Genomic DNA, 18,847 nt, shown 5'->3' with positions numbered 1-18,847 from the left:
CCCCGGACGGGCTCATGCGAACGAGATGGCTCATGTGGCTGCTGGCGGGTGTGCTGGGAGGCTGCGCGGTCGTGGGCGTGAAGGCGTGGCGGACGTATCGCTATGAACGCGCGGCGCTCCATCCCGCGTTCACCTCCGCCTCGCGCGCCGGTCTCCCCTCGGACTTCCAGCCGCGTGACGTCACGCTCACCTTCGACGCGGGCGCCGAGGTTCAGGGCTGGTACGTGGCGCCCCGCGTGGGCTCGGCCATCGTCCTGGTGCATGGCTCGCCCTCCACCCGGCTCGACCTCGTCCACGAGGCGGCGGCGCTGGCCCGTCGAGGGCATGGCGTGCTGCTGCTCGACATGCCGGGGCATGGAGAGAGCCCGGGGCCCGCGACGTGGGGCGCGGAGCATCGGGCCGCGGTGCGCGCGGGCCTCGACTTCCTCGCGCATCAGCCCGAGGTGGATCCGTCGCGCCTGGGCCTCTTCGGCTTCTCCATGGGCAGCGCGGTGGCCGCGCGCGTGGCCTCCGAGGATGCGCGCGTGGCGGCGGTGGCGCTGGCGGGGGCCTTCACCCGCTTGGACGCGCAGCTCACCCACGAGTTCGGAGCGTGGGGGCCCGTGACGTCCGTGCCCGCCGTCCTCGCCGCGCGCCATGCGGGGCTCGCCTTGGACGACCTGCGCCCCGAGGTGGTGGTGGGGAAGCTCGCGCCCCGCCCGTTGCTGCTCATCGCTGGCACGGAGGACCGCGCCGTGCCTCCGGACATGGCGAGGCGCTTGTTCTCGCTCGCGGGAGAGCCTCGGACCCTGCTGCTCGTGCCCGGGGCGGGGCATGGGCACTACGCGCAGACGCCCGACGGCGACGCGTATCTGGCCCGGGTGGGGGACTTCTTCGACAAGTCCCTCGCCCCGCGCGAGCCCCAGCTCAGCCAAACTTCCGAGTGATGAAGCTCAGGATGAGCTGACCCAGATGGGCCTGGGCCCACAGGGGCGTGAAGGTGTGGTCCGCGCCGTCCACCACCTCGAAGCGGAAGTTGGGACGACGCGCCAGCTTGCGCGCGTGAGGGCCCAGGTAGCGCTCGATGACATCGAGTCCACCGTCGTTGGCGCTGTAGACGAGCAGCGACTCCAGGCCCCGGTCCGCCAACGCCACGAAGGCGTGGCGCACGTCCTGGTGCTGGCGTTGCTCGGGGCTCTGGAGCGGCCCCGGCAACGGCAGGGTCTGCGCCTGCTTCATGGCGCGTGACAGCATCTCCCGCGCGATGCGCTTCACCTGGATTTCGCCGCGCATCAACCGTCGCCACGTCTCCTTCTGGAGCGCCGCGCTGCGGTAGAAGCGCGTGGACTTGAACGACGTCTCGTACGCGGGCCGCTGCTCGCGCTGGCGGATGACGAGCGAGTCGCCCGCGCGCCAGACGAAGGTCTGCGGGTTGATGAGGATGTGGCCCGCCACCCGCTCATCCGCCACGCTCGCGTGGAAGGTGAGGAACGCGCCCGAGCACACCGAGGCCACCACGTGGCGGCGCAGGCCGTACGACTCGCCCAGCCAGTCCATGGCCTCCTGGATGTCTCGCACGGAGGCCTTCGAATAGAGCGGATGCTCTGGCTCGCCGGGCGCCGGAGGGCTGTCTCCCACGCCGCCGATGTCCAGGCGCATGGCCACGAAGCCTCGCGAGGCCAGTTCTCGCGACAGCGTCACGTGCATGCGGTTGGGCCCGATGCGGTGGTTGGCGCCCACGGAGACGAACAGCACGCCTGCGCGGGTGCGCTCGGCCCGCCCCGAGAGTGGCTCACTGACGATGCCGAACAGCCGGCCTCCGGTGCCGAAGCGCACCGCGCGCTCTCTCACGCGCGCGCCGCCCGGCGCGGTGCACTCGAAGGGCGCGTTCCCCACCGTGTGCGCCGCCTGGGCTGCGGGCTCGGAGGCCTCCTCGCGTGAGTCGGTGTCGCTCATCCAGCGCACGAACGTGTCGAGCGCATCCTCGGGCAACAGCGTGAACTCCGCGTCGCGCATCGCGGCGGCGTAGCCCGGCACGGAGGGATGGGACACGTCCACGCCGTGACCCTGGAGATGGCGGGCGAGCTGGGCCTCCGCGCCTGGCAGGTCATCGCGACCGAGCAACAGCGCGTGGCGCACCGCGCGCGGCGTCGCCTCCAACGGGCGCAGCGCGGAGAGGTCGTCCGCGGTGCTGGGCTGGAGCAGGTAGCCGGCGATCTCCTCGCCCGCGTCCGATGGCGGGGGGCGCGGGGCCTGGGCGTTCTCCTTCTCCTTGAGCTGGCGGAAGGCGCGCAGCTCGCGCACGTAGGCCCGGCCCGTCGCGGGGGTGGCCCAGAGCATCAGCGCGCGCACGTCGTCGCGCTCGGCCGCGGTCATCAGCGCGATCAGTCCGCCCAGGCGCAGCCCGAACAGGCCCACGTGCCGCACGCCCGCGCGCTGCTTCAGCGCGTCGATGGCGAGGCCCACGCTCTCGCGCCACGCGGCGACGCGACCCGGTTCACCGTCGTGGCCCGCGGAGTCTCCCGTGCCGTCGTAGTCGAAGCGCAGCACCGCGAAGCCGACCTCCGCGAGCCGGGCCGCCAGATGGCGGTACGTGCGGTGCGCGGGCATGGCCTCGTAGCCCAGGGGGTTGCACAGCACCACGCCGAGCCGGCGCGTCGAGGTGCCCTGCGGCGGGTGGTACCAGCCGAAGAGGCGGCGGGACTCGGGGCCCAGGACAAGGGGGAGCGGCAGGGCGTGGACTTCGGGAGGAGGGGCGGGGGCCTGCCCGGGTTCGGGCGTGGACCGCGCGACGTTCGGACTCATGGTCGGATTCCTCCCGAGGCCGCGGGAGCGGACAACTCGATGCGCTGGGGGCTGGCCGCGTTGAGCGCCTGCACGAAGCCCCGGAAGGGCCGCGCCGAAGGCCGAGGCCGCAGCACCACCGCGCGCTCCTCACCGGGAGCCAGATGGAAGTAGTTGTCCTCGGGGACGTGGCCGGGGACATCGAACCAGACGGACTGCGCGAACCGCTTCGCGCGCACGCGCACCAGGTGCCCGCCGTCACCCAGGGGGCTCGCGTGCGCCTCCAGTCCGGGCTCGCGAGGAGGCGAGGCCCGCGTCGCCGCGGGCAGGTGGAACGCGCGTTGGAGCACGCGGCCCGTGGCGCGCTCGCGCATCAGCGCGATGGTGAGCGCATGGCCCGGCGGGCCGAAGCGGTACGCCTCGGTGGAGTCCACGAAGTGGCCCACCATCGCTTCGGTGGAGCGTCGCGTGGCGCCGCGCGCGGGGACGAGGACCGGGGCCTTGCCGCTGGCCACCGGGACCTCTCCGTCGCGGTAGAACGTCACCTCCAGCTCCACGTCGAGTGCTTCGCCGGAGTCATTCGTCACGTTCAGGTCCAGCCCATCGAGCCCCTCGTCCGACAGCGCGAGGAGCACGGGCTGCAGCGTGCGCTTGACGGCGTAGTACGCGGCCTTGGGCAGGCCCGTGGCATCCACCAGCCCCCAGCCGGCGCCGGGCCACAGGTCGCGGAAGAACCAGACGAGCGCGCCTTGGCACGACGCGCCGGGGCGGCGGAACTCGGCCAGCGTGGCGGCCATGACCTCGGCCGTGGCCACGCGTCCCAGCGCGAGGTAGCGCGGCACGTCCGCGTAGCGCAGGCGCGCCGGGTCCACGTCGAACAGGAGGCGCAGGTAGTGGTCGCGCACGTCCTCGAAGTCCCAGCCCGAGCCGGAGTCGCGAGGCACGCGGGCCTTCCACTTCGGGTGGTGTCCGGGCGCCTCGCCATCTCCCAGCACGCGCTCCAGCGTGGCGTCCTCGGGGATGTTGGAGAAGGCCAGGCACTCGGACGCGAAGCGCACGCCCGCGCGCCGCGCGTCCTCCAACGGCCGCAGGTACGCGCCCACGCCGTAGTAGTGCGTGACGCCCTCGCGCGTGTGGAACGGCATGGCGCCGCCGCTCGGGGACGAGCGCCAGTAGGGCGCGTCCGGACGCACGCGCGCGCTGACTTCGGGCAGCAGCGACGTGAAGAGCGGGCCCGTCCACTGCTCGCTCGGCAGGCCCATCATCGCGGCCTGCTGCTCCGCCTCGCTGTTGCCGCAGAGGACGGCCAGCGCGGGGCTGCCCTGCACGCGGGCGAGGAACTGCTCCGCCTCGCGTCGCGCGCTGGCCTGGAACGCGGGGTCCTCGGCCGGGTAGTCCATGTTGGCGAACATGAAGTCCTGCCACACGAGGATGCCGCGCGCGTCGCAGGCGTCGTAGAAGCGGTCGTCCTCGTAGACCATGGTGCCGCCCACGCGCAGCATGTTCATGCCCGCCGCGCGCGCCAGCTCCAGCGCCTCCACGTAGTCCCGCTCCGTCCCGTTCAGGGACACGACGTCGAGCGGCGTCCAGCAGGCGCCTCGACAGAACACCGGCACGCCGTTGACGGACAGCGCGAAGCCCCCGTCTTGTTGGGACAGCTCCACCGTGCGGAAGCCCACGCGGCCCACATCGAGCGTCACGTGCTCGCCGCCCTCCAGTGACACGTCCACGCGCGCCGGATACAGCGTGGGCTCGCCGTGCGTGTGCGGCCACCAGCGCGCCACGGCTTCCAGCTCGGCTTCGCCTCGGATTCTCCAGACGCCCGCGCTGCCGGGTTCACACGTCAGCGCCACGCGCGCAGCGCCCACCTCCATCGCCGCGGAGGCCCCGTGTGCCGGGCCGACCTCTAGCGTCGCGGAGACCACCCGCGCGCGCCCCAGCGCTTTGAGCTGGAGGTCCACCGTGACGTGTCCGCCGTCGCCTCGAGGCATCGCGTGCACGTCCGCGCTCTCGACGGATACGTGCCTGCGCTGCTCCACCCGCACCGCGCGCCAGGGCCCCACGGGGGGAACGGCGGGACACCAGCCCGGGATGTGTCCCAGCAGCGTGGTGCGGAACCAGCGCAGGTGCGTGGCATCCACCAGTCGCGTGCGCCAACGGGGCCGCGCTCGCCGTTCCTGGAGCACGGGCGCGAGCGCTCGGAAGCGGATGGCCAGCCGCCGCGCGGCGCCCGCGTGCGCGGTGACATCCACCGCGTGCGCCTGGAACATGTTGTCCGAGCGCAGCACCACCTCCTCGTCCAGCCACACCTCCGCGAGCGTGGCCAGCCCGTCGAAGCACAGGAAGACGGCGCCGTCCTCGGGCGCGGGCAGCACCACGTCCACGCGGTACCACCAATCGCGCGTGTCGAGCGCGGGAGGCGGGCGGTCCAGGTCCCACGCCTTCGCCTCACGCAGGGCCGAGGCGGCCGTGCCCGGGACACTCGCGGCGATCCACGCGAGCGATGCTCCCGCGAGGCGCGAGGGCGCCTCCACGGCGCCGGGCTCCACGGCCACGGCCTGCCAACCGGTATCGAGCGGCGTCACCCGATGGGTACTGACGGAACGAATGCGGCCCATGGTCCTCGCCTGTCAGCCCGCGTCCGAGACGAGCTGCGCCATGCCTCGCTCCCACCCGGTCACCATCGTCCCGAGCAGCTCACTGAAGTCCGCGGGCTTTCGCGCCGCGACCGAGCGCGCGCCCTTGAGGATGAGCGTCTTGGCGGCGGACGAGATGGACTCCAGCTCCGTGGCCGCGCGCACGAGCCCGCTCGACGCGCCTCCATCCAGCCAGCGCAGATACGCCGCGGCCAGCTCGAAGTTCGCGCCCACCTGCCGCAGCGTGGCGAAGGCATAGGCGTGGTACGTGTCGATGCCGACGGTGCGCAGTCCATCCACGTCCTGGCCGAAGCGCTCCGCGAAGCGCGCGCACGGATTCTGGGTGGGGCGGCGGCGCAGGTGATGGGCGAGCAATCGGCGCGAGCGCGCGCGCAGCTCGTCGGGCGCGTGGCGCTCCAGCCGCTCCAGGTTCACCCACTCGGCGAACAGCGGCAGGACGTTCGCGTCCCAGGTGCCGCCGCGCCGGAAGACGCCGTCGAAGTCCGCGCCCTCCAGCGTGTAGTAGCCGCTGTTGTGGAAGTAGCCCAGGCGGCGGGCCTCCACGTCCAACGTCTCCAACGCGATGGTCGTCTTCGTGTGCTGGCGGCCGTAATCCGTGCCCGCGGTGTCGGGCAGGTAGAACGCGTCCGCCTCGGTGAGCACGAGCCGGCCCGCGCTCAAGTGCAGCGCGGCGTGCTCGGCCAGCGTCCGCCACACGTTCAGCTCCTGCACGTCCAGGCCGTAGAGCGTGTGCAGGTCTTCATGCGGCGGCTTGAAGAAGGTCCACTGGTCGCCCACGAAGTCGAGCGCCAGCGAGAAGGCCAGCAACGGGAGCGGGTCCAGGCGTTGGGCATGGAGCAGCTCGATCCACAGGTCGGCGTAGCAGTTCTTCTCCACCCAGAGGGAGCCCTCGGCGTGGAGCGCGTGCTTGACGTAGGCGCGGGGGTCTACCCCGAGGACCGAGACGATGCTCATGGCCAGAGCACCTTGCGGACCTCGGCGGGCCACTCGGCGGGGACGTAGCCGTGCGTGCGGAACAGGGCCATCGTCACGCGCTCCAGGCCGAAGCCCAGGCACGCGGTGTGGGCCACCTGGCCGTCCTGCGTCTTGATGTCGAACAGGAGCCCGAAGTGGTCCTGGTGGTAGTTGAACGAGCAGATGGCGGTGGGCTTCTCCTTTGACAGCACCGGCACCACCACCTCGAACTTCAGCTTCTGCATGCGCTGGTTCGCCGCGAGCATTCGCCCGCCGCGCCCGAAGAACGGATCCGACGCGGTGACGGGCTCGACGGGCAGGCCCAGCCGCCGCAACAGCGTCAGGCCGCGCTCCAGCCACTGGTCGCGCCAGTCCGCCACCTGCTCCGGCCTTCCGCCGCGCACCATCTCGCGGATGCGGAAGGACTGCATGCGCGTGGGCTCGGGCGAGGGCTCATGCCGGAAGACCCAGTTCTGCACGTCCACCAGCCGGCCCTTCTCCGGCAGCGTCCCGGTGAACTGCGGGTACACCGGGTAGCAGGAGGCGGGCGCGAGCACGACCTCGGTCATGGACTGGAACTGCGACCAGGGCTTGCCCTCGTGCACGCAGTTCATCATCTCGCGGTGCTGCGCGTCGTTGCCCACGAAGCTGAAGATGGTGCCGGCCAGCTGGGGGAAGGACTCGAGGTAGTCGCTCTTCTCGAAGACGCGCCGGTCGATGATGGGCGGAAACAGCATCTGCTCGGCGCCGTCGTCCTTCGCGGCCTCGGTGACCAGGTCACCGAAGCGCCGCAGCACGTCCTCGAACACGGGCCCCCGGCCGAACGCACCGGGCACGCCGACGGGGAGGATGAGCTTGTGCGCGACGAGCGCGTCGTGGAAGTCCTGCGCGGAAATGTCAGACACGGGGGAACTCCAGGGGACTGCGAAGGAGAGGGCCGCGGGTGGGGCGCGCCCCGCAACGAGCGGCGCGCGCGGCGTCAGGGAAGGGGCGTCATTCGTCCTTGAGGACGAGCAGGAGGGAGGCGTTGGTGGCGAGGATGCGGTCGTTGCCAATCATCAGCGCCGCCGAGTGGGCATCGCGCAAGTGACGGCCGAGTGAGAACGGCGAGTCGTTCTTGTAGCCCTGGATGCCGCAGATGAGCAGCGCGCGATGGACGATGTCCACGACGAGCTGCGAGGCGGACACCTTGAGGTTGTTCATCTTCAGCGAGAACCCGATGGAGGACAGCGCCTCCGGGTCTCCGGCCGCCATGCGGCGCCCCGCGTCGCTGGAGACCTCGTGCACGCTGGCGCGCAGGGTCTGCAACTGGTTGTGCACCTCGGCGAGCCGCACCGCGGTGGGCGGCGTGGTGCCGGGCCTGGCGCGGGCCTGCTGCCGGACGAACGCGCGCGCGCGGCCCACGGCGCCGGCCGCGATGCCCAGCCACACGCTGCTCCACAGCACGTGGGATACCGGCACCATGGTCTGACTGGCGATGTCCGCGAACGGCACGGGCAGCACCTGCTCGGCGGGACCGGACGAGCGCACCTTGGCGCCCGGGCTGCACGTGCCGCGCATGCCCAGCGTGTCCCATGCGCTCGTGCGCTCCAGGGTGAAGTCGCCCTTGCGCAGGAGCACCGCGACCTGATCGCTCCGGGGCGCGTCCGGGGCGCGGCGCGCGGTGGCCAGCAGGTCATCCGCGTGCTCGCCGTAGGAGATGGTCGTGGCGTCCTTGTCGAGCGTGAAGCGACCGTCGCGCTGCTCCACGCAGGTGACGCTGGCGCGCATCTCGCCGCCCACGCCCACCTCGGAGGTGACCGAGGCGATGAGCGCCTGACGCTCGTTGAGCTCCGTGAGGTAGGCGCGGAGCAGGGGGGAGCTCTGGCCATGCCGCACCAGGCACGCGACCTGGATGTGGTGCATGGCGAAGATCATCGCGGTGGAGGCGCAGTGGTGGGCCAGCGCCTCGCACATGGCCGCCACTTCGTCCAAGCCCAGCTCGGGCCCGCCGAGCGACGCGGGCACGAGCACCCCGAGCATCCGGGCGCGCTTGAGCGCCTCGATGGCCTCGGCGGGGAAGCGGCCCTCGCGGTCCACGGAATCCGCGTGGACGCGAGCGACCTCCGAGGCGATGCGGGCCACGGTCTCCAGCGGGCGCGGGCCCACCGGTGCGGCACCTTCCTGCGCGGTCACGGTCGTCATGGCGCTACCGGGCCGCCCGAATCTCGTCGACCGCTTCGCTGATCGCCGAGACGCTGGAGAAGACGCTGCGACGCAGGAACTTGTCGGGGAACTCGATCTCGAAGTTGGCCTCCAGCGCGAGCATCACGTTCACGCTGGCGTGGGACGTCATGCCGGCCTGGTACAGGTCTGCCGCGTCGGTGAGGGTGGAGATGTCGACGGACAGACGGCCGTGTTCCTTGAGGATGTTGCGGATGGCTTCAGTCATGGCACTGGGGAGTCGTGGAGGTGGCAGGGGAAGGAGCGACCACGGGGCCCGTGGCGCCCGTGGCTCGCTCGGCGATGACGACGGCGGACGCGTAGTCCGCCTCGTGGGTGAGGCTCACGCAGAAACCCGTCAGGCCGCGCGCGCGCGCCAGGGCCAGCGCCTCGGCGTGCAGGGCCAGATCACAGTAGCCCTCGGGCGAGCGCACCACCTCGATGGTGCGCCAGGGCACGGGCTCCTCATGCACGCGCAGCACTTTGAAGGTGGCTTCCTTCGCGGCGAATCTCGCGGCCAGCCGCTCGGGGGCGGCGCGCGGTTCGCGCAGGCAATAGGCCAGCTCGTCGGGGGTGAACAACCGCTCCAGATAGCGCATCCCGAAGCGCTCCATGGAGGCCGCGACCGCGGAGACCTGCACCAGGTCCGTCCCCACGACGACTGAACTGGAACCCATGCAGACCAACCCCCACCGCCCGCGGACGGTGGCGCCACAGTATCCGCGCGCGCCTGGAAAGGTCCACTCTGATGGAAACCGAGCACCTGGGTCTGGATTCGCCCGGGAGGAGGGTTTTCGCGCACCGCGCCGCTGCTGCTTCAGGGCATCTGGCTCGTGCTGGAGGCCAGGGTGGCGCGTCGGGTTGTCGGCAGAGACGGGGCAGGTCGCGTCGCGAGGCGAACAGCGCGCGAAGGGCGGGACGCGACGTGCGCGGCCCGCCCCCGATGCCCCGATGCGTCGGTGTTCCGGTTACGGCTCCGTCACGCCGACGGTGATGTCGTAGCCCACCCCTCCGACCTCGGGCAGCTCGCCGCGCGCCTCTTCCGTTTCAGAGTACTGGACCACTTGCACGGTGAACTGCTGGGCGGGCGCGTTGCGGGCCTCCTCCGTCGCGGAGAAGGTGACCTGCACCATCGGGCCGGCATGGGACGGCAGGTGGAGGTCCTCGAGCCGCGCGAGGCTCGGGTCCGTTATCCGCACGACGCCGTCACTGATGACCTCGAAGCCCGTGCCCTTCTGGCCCCAGCTCGCCCACAGCTCGGGTTCCAGGGTGAGCGTGATGTCCCCCTGCTCGAGGAAGGACGGCCCTTCGGGCACGCGGACCTCCAGCGCGGCGGAGCTGGTGCCGTCCAGCAGGAGGTTGCGCACGCGGAAGTTGAAGCTCTGCGTGGAGACGAGCGGGCTCAGGTTCACCACGTTCACGTTGCGCCAGGCGATGTTGTTGTTCTGGATGGTGTTGCTGACGGTGTTCGAGGGGATGAGCTCGGGGAACGTCATGGGGTCGGACGCCGACACCCAGCGGGCCAACAGGCAGTAGTGGCCGGGGCCGGGCACGTTGCTCCACGGCACTTCGACCTCGAAGCCCACCGCGCCCGCGGGAACGGTGACGGGCTTGCTGTTGATGAAGGTCCAGTCGGTGTCCCACAGCGCGCCGCCGCCAGAGGCCGTGTAGTAGAGCATCAGCGTGCCCACGCCCGGGTTGCCCACGGGCGCGTTGGGCCCGGTGTTGTTGAGCTTCACGTAGATGGAGTTGGTCTGTCCGAACTCGGGGTTCTCGTTGCCCACGCAGCCGGGCATCTGGCAGACGCGGATGTCCGGGCTGCTCCAGATGCCCCACGAGCCGTAGGTGCCCGGCTCCGCGCCCACGTCAGACGCGTTGTCGCGCATGAAGACGTCGGTGCGGCACGGGGTGAGGGTCAGCGTGACGTAGTCCACCGCGCTGTCGTCATCGACGGTGACGTCGAGGAAGCCCTGCGCGTTGAGCGTGGGCAGGAGGTTGACGCCGCCCGGCAGCGCCGCCAGGTCGAGGTTGATGGTGCCCGTGGTCAGCGAGGGCACGCCCAGGGTGCTGATCCTGCGTCCCCAGGCGGGGACCAGGAGGGCGCCGGTGGTGTCCACGAACTTCAGCCCGAACGAGTCGTTGAGGCCGCCGTTGAAGACCTGGGTGCGCAGCGTGGCGCCGCAGATGCGGCCGTTGCGCGTGAGGTTGGTGAACGTGGTGCCGAAGTAGCGGTCCGCGCCTCCTTCGTCGTAGTCCCGCGTGCCCGGGTACATGTAATTGGCGGCGATCCACGTCAGCAGCCCCGCGCTCGGCGACGCGGGCTCGGTGGGCGCGGCGAAGTTGTCCGCGATGCCGCCTGTATAGGTTTGGGCTTGGGCGGCACCTCCCCAGGTGAGCGCCACCAATGCCAACAGGGTGAGCGCGGTGCCCAGACGCGGGCGGTGAATGGAATGGAGCATGGGTCCCCTTTTGTGAGTGATGCGTGCGGCCGCATCCCCCATGCCGGCGAAGTCCGGCGCGGCGGTCACGACCGTGGACTGCACGCCACCCCTCAGCGGAGCGCAGGGCTCTTGAGGGGCTGTGCGGCGCCCCACGCTGACGCCGCGACATGTCCTGCATTCAATGGGTTGCTTTAATTTCTCCAATTACTCGCATGTCTCGATTGTGGCCGAAAAGGTCACAAGCGTTGGCGCCGCGGGGACCGCGCGCGGAGGGCGGGCCGCGACGTGCGTGGCCCGCCCTCGCTGCGTCGATGCGCGGGTTACTGCTTGGCCACGCCGAGGCTGATGTCGTAGCCCACGCCACCGACCTCGATGACCTGGCCGGGCGTCTCGTCGGTCTCCGCGTACTGGACCACCTGCACGGTGAACGGCTGCGCCGGAGCGGCGCGGACGTCCGCCGCCGCGGAGAAGGTGACGCGCACGAACGGGGCGGCCTGGGGCGCCAGTTGGAGGCCGTCGAGCCGCGCGCCGCTCGGGCTCGTCACGCGCACGATGCCCTCACCGATGACCTGGAAGCCCGTGCCCTTGCGGCTCCAGGTCGACCACAGCTCGGGGGGCAGGGTGAGGGTGATTTGTCCGCGGTCGAGGAAGGACGGACCGGCGGGCACGCGGACCTCCAGGGAGGCGGCGCTGGCGCGCTCACGAAGGACATTGCGCACGCGGAAGTCGAAGTCCTGCGAGGCGATGAGCGGGTTGAGGTTCACCACGTTCACGTTGCGCCACGCGATGTTGTTGTTGCGGATGGTGTTGTTGACGGTGTTGGAGGGGATGAGCTCGGCGAACGTCATCGGGTCGGACACCGACACCCAGCGCGCCAACAGGCAGTAGTGGCCGGGAGCAGGGACGGTGTTCCACGTCACGGGGACCTCGTAGCCCACCGCGCCCGCGGGCACGGTGACGTTGAGGCTGCCAATGAAGTTCCAGTCCGCGTTCCACAGCGCGCCGCCGCCAGAGGCCGTGTAATAGAGCATCAACGTGCCCACGCCGGGGTTGCCCACGGGCGCGTTGGGGCCGGAGTTGTTGAGCTTCACGTAGAGGGTGTTGGGCTGGCCGAACTCGGGGTTCTGGTTGCCCACGCAGCCGGGCATCTGGCAGACGCGGATGTCCGGGCTGCTCCAGATGCCCGAGGCGCCGTACGCGCCCGGTTCGGTGCCCACGTCGGACGCGTTGTCGCGGATGAAGACGTCGGTGCGGCACGGGGTGATGGTCAGCGTGATGAAGTCCACCGCGCTGTCGTCCTGGACGATGACATCGAGGAAGCCCTGGGCGTTGAGCGTGGGCAGGAGGTTGGCGCCGCCCGGCAGCGACGCCAGGTTGAGGGTGATGGTGCCCGTGGCGCCGAAGGGCACGCCCAGGTTGACCAGCGAGTCTCCCCAGCCCGTGGCCAGGGGCGTGCCGGCGGGCCCCATGAAGAGCAGCCCGAGCGAGTCGTTGGTGTCGCCGTTGCGAACCGTGGTGCGCAGCGTGGCGCCGCAGATGCGGCCGTTGCGCGTGAGCCCCGGGAACGTGGTGCCGAAGTACTGGTCGATGACCATCGAGTCGTACGGCCGCGAGCCCGGGTTCGGGTAGTTGGCGGCGATCCACGCCAGCAGCCCCGCGCTGGGCGACGTGGGCTCGGTGGGCGCGACGAAGTTGTCCGCGATGCCACCCGTATAGGTCTGCGCCTGGGCGGCACCTCCCCAGGCGAACGTCACCACGGCCAGCAAGGTGAGCGCGGTGCCCAGGTGGGGGCGGTGGAGGGAATGAGGCATGAGTCCTCTGTGGCGGGCTGCGAGTGAGGCCGCCCCCCCGGGCGCCGGCGAAGTCCGGCGCGGAGGTCACGGCCGTGGACTGCGCGCCACCCCCAGAGCAACGCATGTGCCTCGCGAGGACCTCGCCCACCCGCGCTAGGACGCCGCGCCGCGATATGTCCAGTATTCAATTGTTTCCAGTTATTTCTTAAGTTACATGTTTGGCTCCCTCGTGACATGAAAGGTCACAGCGAGGGCTCGTCGCCGGGGGAGCAGGGTGGAAAGATGGCGTCACATGGCACCGTCCGCCCCTCGTGCCGCATCCGAGGATGCCGCGCCCCTCTCCCCAGCTCCCACGGTGGCCCTCCCGGACGCGCGGCCGGAGGACTCGGACACGCGCTGGCTGCGCGACGTCTATCGCGGTGAGGGGCTCGCGCAGCTCACCCCTCGCGCGGTGGGGTTGGGGGCACTCATCGGCGTGCTCACCTGCGCCACCAACCTCTATGCGGGCCTGAAGACGGGCCTGGCGTTTGGCGTGGCGGTCACCGCGGCGCTGCTCGCGCATGCGGGGCATGGCGTGTGGCGGAGGCTGTGGCCCCGGGCCGCGGGCGCGCCGCTGTCCGCGCTGGAGACGTGCTCGGCGCAAGCGGTGGCCTCGTCGGCGGGCTACGCGACGGGGGGCGCGCTCGTGTCGGTGCAGGGGGCGTGGCTGCTCACCACGGGGCATCACCCGGCGGGCTGGGCGCTGCTGGCGTGGACGTTCCTGGTGTCCGCGCTGGGGGTGTTCTTCGCCGTGCCGCTCAAGCGCCAGTTGGTGGACCGGGAGCAGCTCCCCTTCGCCACGGGCACCGCCGCCGCCGCCGCCATCCGCGCGCTGCACGCCACGGGGGATGGGGCTCGCTCGCGCCTGCGGGCCCTGGGGCTCGGTGGGGGCGTGGCCGGGCTGCTCACGGTGCTGCGCGATGGCGTGGGGCGCTTGCCGGTCGCGTTCGCGTTCCCCGGTGCGGTGGGGGGCATCCCGTTGGAGCGGTTGGGCTTCGCGCTGGAGACCAGCCTCTTGCCCGTGGGCGCCGGCGCGCTCCTGGGGCTGCGCACCACGGCGTCGTTGCTGTTGGGCGCGCTGCTCGTGCACGGGGTGGTGGCGCCGCGCGCGTTTGCTCTGGGCCTGGTGCCCGCGGACGGGGGCGTGGGCGAGGTGCTGGGGTGGACGCTGTGGCCGGGCGCCGCCGCGCTCACCGCCGCGTCGCTGGCGCACTTCGCGCTCCAGGGAGGCGCGCTGGCGAGGGCGTTGCGGGGGCTGCGTGGGGGCTCGGCGCACCCCGTGGATGCGCTCCAGGTGCCGCGCGCCTGGTGGGTGGGCGGCGTGGCGGTGCTGACGCCCGCGACGGTGGCGGTGGCTCGGGTGGGCTTTGGCGTGCCGGTGCCGCACGCGGTGTTGGCGGTGGCGCTGTCGTTCGGGCTGTGCCTCATCGCGTGCCGCGTCACCGGCGAGACGGACGCGAACCCCGTGGGCGCGCTGGGGCAGGTGACGCAGGTGACGTACGGCGTGCTGCTGCCGCATGACGTCCGAGCCAACCTCGCCACGGCGGGGCTCACCGTCAACGCGGCCTCGTCCGCGGCGGATCTGCTCACCGACTTGAAGACGGGGCACCTGTTGGGCGCGCATCCGCGGCGCTTGTTCCTCGCGCAGCTGTTGGGGACGGGGGTGGGCGCGGCGGCCGTGGTGCCGCTGTTCTTCGTGTTGGTGCCAGACGTCTCGGCGCTCGGCGGCACGCGCTTCCCGGCGCCCGCGGCGACGGTCACCGCCAGCATGGCGCGGGTGCTGGCCCAGGGGCTGGGCACGTTGGCTCCCGAGACGCGGTGGACCATGGCGGTGGCGGCGCTGGGCGCGGTGGCGTTGACGCTCGCGGAGCGGGCGCTGCCGGAGCGCGTGCGGGCCTGGGTTCCCTCTCCGCTGGGGTTGTCGTTGGCGTGCTTGCTGCCGGCTTCGACGTGCCTGGGGTTCTTTCTGGGCGCGCTGGCCACGGAGGGGGTTCGTCGCGCGAGGCCCGATGCGGAAGAGTCACTGGTGACGTTGGCGGCGGGCCTCATCGCGGGCGAGGGGCTCGTGGGCGTCGTCATCGTTCTGACACAGTCGCTCTGGTAGCCTCGGGGATCGCCCATGCGCTGTCCGGTCTGCCACCGCCGCCTTGCCACCGGAGCGGCGTGTCCCGTGCACGGTGAGCGCCCCGCGCCGGTGCTGTCTGCCGCGCCGGTGCCGCTGCCGGATGTGCCCGGCTTCGGCGGCGCGATGCTGCTGGGCGCCGGGGGGTCGTCGCACGTCTTCACCGCGGTGCGAGAGCGGGACGGGCGCGAGGTGGCGCTGAAGGTGGCTCGGGCACCGCGCACCGGCCGCTTCGCGCATGAGGCGGAGGCGCTGCGCCGGGTGGGCGCCCCCATCGCGCCGGAGCTGCTGGACGAGGGAACCCTCGGTGGCCGTCCGTTCCTCGTGCTGGAGCGCCTGCGGGGACAGACGCTGGCCGCGTGGATGGCCGAGCTGCCGGGCACGGGGGCCGCGTCCACGCCTCGGGTGCGCGAGCTGTTGTCGGGCCTGTGCGCCGCGCTGGAGGCGGTGCATGCCGCGGGGGTGGCGCACCACGACCTCAAGCCGGAGAACGTCTTCTTGCGCGAGGGTGGGGCGCTCAGCCTTCTCGACTTCGGGCTGGCGCGCATCGGCGAGGGGCCGGGGGCGCCGTGGCGACAGGGGACGACACACTACATGGCGCCGGAGCAGTGCCTGGAGTCCGGGGAGGCCGGCGCCGCGGCGGACCTCTACGCCTTGGGCGTGCTCCTCTTCGAGCTGCTCACCGGGGCGCCGCCCTTCACGGGGGGACCGGACGCGGTCCGCCATGGTCACGTCAGCTTGCGCGCGCCCGCGGCCTCCGAGCGCGCCGAGGTGCCCCCGGGGCTCGATGTGTTGCTGCGAAGGTGCTTGGCCAAGGCCCCGGCCGAGCGCTTCGCGCGGGCGTCGGAAGTGCTGGCGGCCTTCGATGCGGCGTGCCGGACGGACGCGCCCACGCCGCTCCTGGTGACGCGGGATGAGCTGCCCGCGCCGGTGGAGTCGGTGGGGCTCCGTCCGGTGGCGCTCCTGGGGGTGCGAACGCCCGCGTCGGTGGAGGTGCTCCGGGCCGCCATCGAGCCGCACGGAGGGGCGCTCTCGCGCGTCTGGGGCGGGGGCTATCTGGTCGCGTTCCCGGAGTCCCTGTCCGCGGAGGCGAACCTGCGCGCCGCCGTGCTCGCTGCTCGGCGGTTGCTGGAGGAGGAGCGAGGCGGCGCGGCGATCCTCCACCTCGCGAGTGCGCACGTGAGGCCGGGGGCCGCGACCCCGCGCGTGGCGGGCGCAGCGCTGGCCGTGCCGGGGTCGTGGTGGCCCGAGTCGCTGGTGCCTGGCGCCGTGCTCGTCACCGCCGCCGCCGCCGCGCGACTGGAAGGTGAAGCGCTGGACGAGCTGCCCGAGCGCGAAGCGCCGACCACGTCGCTGGAGGGCGAAGCGCTGGACACGTCGCGCGAGGGTGGAGCGCCCAGCACGTCGCCGCCGGGCGCGGCGTGTCCCTCGTCGCTCACGGGGCTGGCTCGCCTGCGCCCCCGTGATGACCGCACGTCGTCGGAGGCGCCCGCAGCACCGCCGCTGCTGGGGCGCGAGGCGCTGCTCGATGCGCTCGTCGCGGAGGCGCGGGCGTGCCTCTCCGAGGCGGTGCCGGGCCTCTGTGTCCTGACGGGCGAGGTGGGGCACGGCAAGACGCGGTTGGTCGAGGCGCTGGCCTCGCGGCTCGGACAGGAAGGGCTCGCGCGTGGGGTGCGGCTGCGTGCGCCCGCGCCCGATACCTCCGCTCCGGATGCGCTGGTCGAGGCGCTCGTGGCCGCCTCCGCGTCCGCCCCCGAGGCGCTGGCGGCGCACCGTCCCTCCGCGGCCCGCGCGCTCGCGGGGCAACTGCTCCAGCGTTCGCGGGAGGCCCCTCGGGTGTTGCTGTTGGACGATGCCCACCTGGCCGACCCCACCAGCCTGGACACGCTGGAGCTGGCGACGCTGGCAGGTGGCCGCGCGCCGCTGTGGGTGTGCGTGGTGGGGCGCCCCTCGCTGCTCGGGTTGCGTCCGCATCTGGGCGACCGGAGCGCGCGCGCCTCGCGGCACGTGTTGCCACCCCTGTCGCCTGAGTCCACTCGCGCCCTGCTGCTCCACTTGCTGCGCCCCGCGGAGCACGTGCCCGAGCCTGTCCTGGCCCGCCTGGAGCGGCTGGCGCAGGGCGTCCCGTTGTCCCTCGTGGAGGTGGCCGGGGCGCTGCGCGCGGCAGGGGCACTGCGCGCCTCGCCGGGCGGCGGTTGGTACATCGCGCCGGATGCGTTGCTCGACGTGTCGGTGACGCCGCTGTTCGAGCGCCTCGCCGCGCGCGCCCTCGCCGCGCTGCCCGAGGTGCACCAGGGGCTGGCCCGACTGTGCGCGGTGCTCGGCACGGAGGTCGATGTGGAGCGGGTGGACGCGGCGCTGCGCCACCTGGGCCCGGGGGAGGACGCGGTGCGCCTGGGCTCGCTGGACGCGGGCGCCGGGCTGCGGCGGCTGGCGCGCGCGGGGCTGTTGCGCGAGTCCGAGCCGGGGCACTTCGTCTTCCGACACCCGCTGTTGCGCGAAGCCCTGGAGGGGCTGCTCCCACCGGCCGCGCGCCGCTCGCTGCACGCCGCCGCGCTGCATGCCACGGGAACGGATGGCCCGTCCCGCCGACGTCGTCGCGCGCACCACGCCGCTGCATGCGGCGCGCACGAAGAGGCGGTGGAGGCCTTCCTCGCGCTGGCCGAGGAGGCCCGTCGCGCGCACCTGCCGGTGGAAGCCGAACAGCACTACACGCGCGCGCTCTCGCTGTTGCCCGAGGCCGACCCCGAGCGCCGCGCCCTGGCCCTGGCGGGGCGAGGTCGGGTGCGCCATCGCCTCCAGCGCTTCCGAGAGGGCCTGGCGGACCTCGGGGCCGCGCGCGCCCTGGCGGGGGCTCGGGGCGACGAGGCGCTGGTGGTGGACTTGCTGCTGGAGGAGGCCACCGCGCGCGATTGGATGGAGGACGCGGAGGGCTCGGGCGCGTGCACGCGCGAGGCGCTGGAGCGCATCGCCTCGTTGGACTCGCCGCGTTTGTCGCTGCGCTGCTCGCTGGCGCGCGGCCGCATGCACGTGCGGCTGGGCGAATGGGGGCCGGCCGCGCGAGTCCTGGCCTCCGTGGCGGAGGGCGCCGAGGCCGCGCGCGACCACGAGACGCACGTGGTGGCCCTGGCGCTGCTGGGCTCCGCGCTCACCTTCCTGGAGCGCCCCGATGAAGCGGCCGAGCGTTTCGAAGACGCGCTGCGGCGCTGCGAGGCCGCCGGCGATGCCCTGCATCTGGCCGCCACGCGCATCAACCGCGTGCTCCTGTGGCTGTCGCGAGGCGACATGGCCCGCATCGAGGACGACCTCCGCCACGCCATGGCGCTGGGGCGCGAGCTGGGGCATGCCCAAGTGGAACGCTGGTCCACCTTCAACCTGGCGGAGGTCCTCTACATGCAGGGCCGCTTGGATGAGGCGCTCCCGCTGGCCCGTCGCGCGCACGAACTCGGGGTGCGCTTCTTTCGCGAGCACCCCGTCCCCGTGGATGCCCTCCTCCTGGCGCGGCTGGGCGCGGCGCGGGGCGAGCGGGCGGAGGCCCGGGGCCAGCTCGAATGGATCGCCTCGCACTGTCCGCCCGAGTCCCTTCCACCCACCGCTGTGATGCGCCGGTTGGTGGAGCTGCAGGTGGGCGAGCTCCCCGCGGACACCGCGGCCTGGAGCACCCTGGTGGAGGAAGCGGAGCCCTTCGCGTCCCCGGACGAGAAGGTGGAGATCCTCCTCCAGGCGACGTTGGGGGCGCTCCAGGCCGGGCGCACGGCGGAGGCCCGCTCGTGGCTCGCGCGCGCTGGACAGGCCGTGGAGGGAGCCCCGTTGTGGCGTGCCCGTTACGAGTCCCTCCGGGCCCGGGTGGCCGATGCCCTGTAGCGTGGAATGTCA

Annotated in this window: 12 protein-coding genes; 3 read left to right on the top strand and 9 right to left on the bottom strand. The window is 72.5% G+C overall.

The window, feature by feature from the left end:
- Positions 1–14 precede the first annotated feature (14 nt).
- Positions 15–926 (top strand): alpha/beta hydrolase, encoded by a 912-nt coding sequence (locus tag KRR26_RS06175; protein WP_217079338.1) that lies wholly within the window; start codon positions 15–17, stop codon positions 924–926.
- Here KRR26_RS06175 and KRR26_RS06170 read toward each other — a convergent pair.
- The 9 genes from KRR26_RS06170 to KRR26_RS06130 form a co-directional block, all read right to left on the bottom strand.
- On the bottom strand, positions 907–2,784 hold the full coding sequence (locus KRR26_RS06170) for a serine aminopeptidase domain-containing protein (RefSeq protein ID WP_217079337.1): 1,878 nt from the start codon (positions 2,782–2,784) through the stop codon (positions 907–909). The genes KRR26_RS06175 and KRR26_RS06170 overlap by 20 nt on opposite strands.
- Complete coding sequence (locus KRR26_RS06165; RefSeq protein WP_217079336.1) at positions 2,781–5,381, bottom strand: glycoside hydrolase family 2 protein; 2,601 nt, start codon at positions 5,379–5,381, stop codon at positions 2,781–2,783. Before KRR26_RS06165 ends, KRR26_RS06170 begins: the two co-directional genes overlap by 4 nt.
- Positions 5,382–5,393: 12 nt before the next feature.
- Positions 5,394–6,374 (bottom strand): DUF1839 family protein, encoded by a 981-nt coding sequence (locus tag KRR26_RS06160; protein ID WP_120201748.1) that lies wholly within the window; start codon positions 6,372–6,374, stop codon positions 5,394–5,396.
- The gene (locus KRR26_RS06155; RefSeq protein ID WP_199723644.1) at positions 6,371–7,279 is read right to left on the bottom strand and encodes an amino acid--[acyl-carrier-protein] ligase; all 909 of its coding nucleotides are present in this window, start codon (positions 7,277–7,279) and stop codon (positions 6,371–6,373) included. The genes KRR26_RS06160 and KRR26_RS06155 overlap by 4 nt, the downstream gene beginning before the upstream one ends.
- 88 nt (positions 7,280–7,367) lie before the next feature.
- Positions 7,368–8,558, bottom strand: coding sequence for an acyl-CoA dehydrogenase family protein (locus KRR26_RS06150; protein WP_120201746.1), 1,191 nt, complete (start codon positions 8,556–8,558; stop codon positions 7,368–7,370).
- Positions 8,559–8,562: 4 nt separating this feature from the next.
- Positions 8,563–8,805 (bottom strand): acyl carrier protein, encoded by a 243-nt coding sequence (locus tag KRR26_RS06145; protein ID WP_120201745.1) that lies wholly within the window; start codon positions 8,803–8,805, stop codon positions 8,563–8,565.
- On the bottom strand, positions 8,798–9,253 hold the full coding sequence (gene acpS / locus KRR26_RS06140) for a holo-ACP synthase (protein WP_217079335.1): 456 nt from the start codon (positions 9,251–9,253) through the stop codon (positions 8,798–8,800). Before acpS ends, KRR26_RS06145 begins: the two co-directional genes overlap by 8 nt.
- Before the next feature lie 291 nt (positions 9,254–9,544).
- Positions 9,545–11,035 carry a hypothetical protein gene (locus KRR26_RS06135; RefSeq protein ID WP_120202314.1) on the bottom strand — a complete coding sequence of 497 codons (1,491 nt, stop codon included), beginning with the start codon at positions 11,033–11,035 and terminating at the stop codon, positions 9,545–9,547.
- A gap of 302 nt (positions 11,036–11,337) precedes the next feature.
- Positions 11,338–12,828 carry a hypothetical protein gene (locus KRR26_RS06130; RefSeq protein WP_217079334.1) on the bottom strand — a complete coding sequence of 497 codons (1,491 nt, stop codon included), beginning with the start codon at positions 12,826–12,828 and terminating at the stop codon, positions 11,338–11,340.
- Positions 12,829–13,102: 274 nt separating this feature from the next.
- Between KRR26_RS06130 and KRR26_RS06125 the strand changes: the two genes are divergently transcribed.
- Both KRR26_RS06125 and KRR26_RS06120 read left to right on the top strand, forming a co-directional pair.
- A complete protein-coding gene (locus KRR26_RS06125; RefSeq protein WP_120201741.1) occupies positions 13,103–14,953 on the top strand; it encodes an OPT family oligopeptide transporter in 1,851 nt (616 codons plus the stop codon).
- 15 nt (positions 14,954–14,968) lie between these two features.
- Positions 14,969–18,835 (top strand): serine/threonine-protein kinase, encoded by a 3,867-nt coding sequence (locus KRR26_RS06120; protein WP_217079333.1) that lies wholly within the window; start codon positions 14,969–14,971, stop codon positions 18,833–18,835.
- Positions 18,836–18,847 lie beyond the last annotated feature (12 nt).

This window comes from Citreicoccus inhibens (genome assembly GCF_019039035.1).
In the GTDB taxonomy this organism is placed as follows: Bacteria; Myxococcota; Myxococcia; order Myxococcales; family Myxococcaceae; genus Citreicoccus; species Citreicoccus inhibens.
Note: the sequence above shows the minus strand (reverse complement) of the source record. Positions and strands in the feature narration are given on the sequence as shown.

Coding starts and splice junctions, on each gene's coding strand:
- acpS (WP_217079335.1), bottom strand. CDS start 9,253: ATGGGTTCCAGTTCAGTCGTCGTGGGGACGGACCTGGTGCAGGTCTCC.
- KRR26_RS06145 (WP_120201745.1), bottom strand. CDS start 8,805: ATGACTGAAGCCATCCGCAACATCCTCAAGGAACACGGCCGTCTGTCC.
- KRR26_RS06160 (WP_120201748.1), bottom strand. CDS start 6,374: ATGAGCATCGTCTCGGTCCTCGGGGTAGACCCCCGCGCCTACGTCAAG.
- KRR26_RS06120 (WP_217079333.1), top strand. CDS start 14,969: ATGCGCTGTCCGGTCTGCCACCGCCGCCTTGCCACCGGAGCGGCGTGT.
- KRR26_RS06170 (WP_217079337.1), bottom strand. CDS start 2,784: ATGAGTCCGAACGTCGCGCGGTCCACGCCCGAACCCGGGCAGGCCCCC.
- KRR26_RS06150 (WP_120201746.1), bottom strand. CDS start 8,558: ATGACGACCGTGACCGCGCAGGAAGGTGCCGCACCGGTGGGCCCGCGC.
- KRR26_RS06165 (WP_217079336.1), bottom strand. CDS start 5,381: ATGGGCCGCATTCGTTCCGTCAGTACCCATCGGGTGACGCCGCTCGAT.
- KRR26_RS06125 (WP_120201741.1), top strand. CDS start 13,103: ATGGCACCGTCCGCCCCTCGTGCCGCATCCGAGGATGCCGCGCCCCTC.
- KRR26_RS06130 (WP_217079334.1), bottom strand. CDS start 12,828: ATGCCTCATTCCCTCCACCGCCCCCACCTGGGCACCGCGCTCACCTTG.
- KRR26_RS06175 (WP_217079338.1), top strand. CDS start 15: ATGCGAACGAGATGGCTCATGTGGCTGCTGGCGGGTGTGCTGGGAGGC.
- KRR26_RS06135 (WP_120202314.1), bottom strand. CDS start 11,035: ATGCTCCATTCCATTCACCGCCCGCGTCTGGGCACCGCGCTCACCCTG.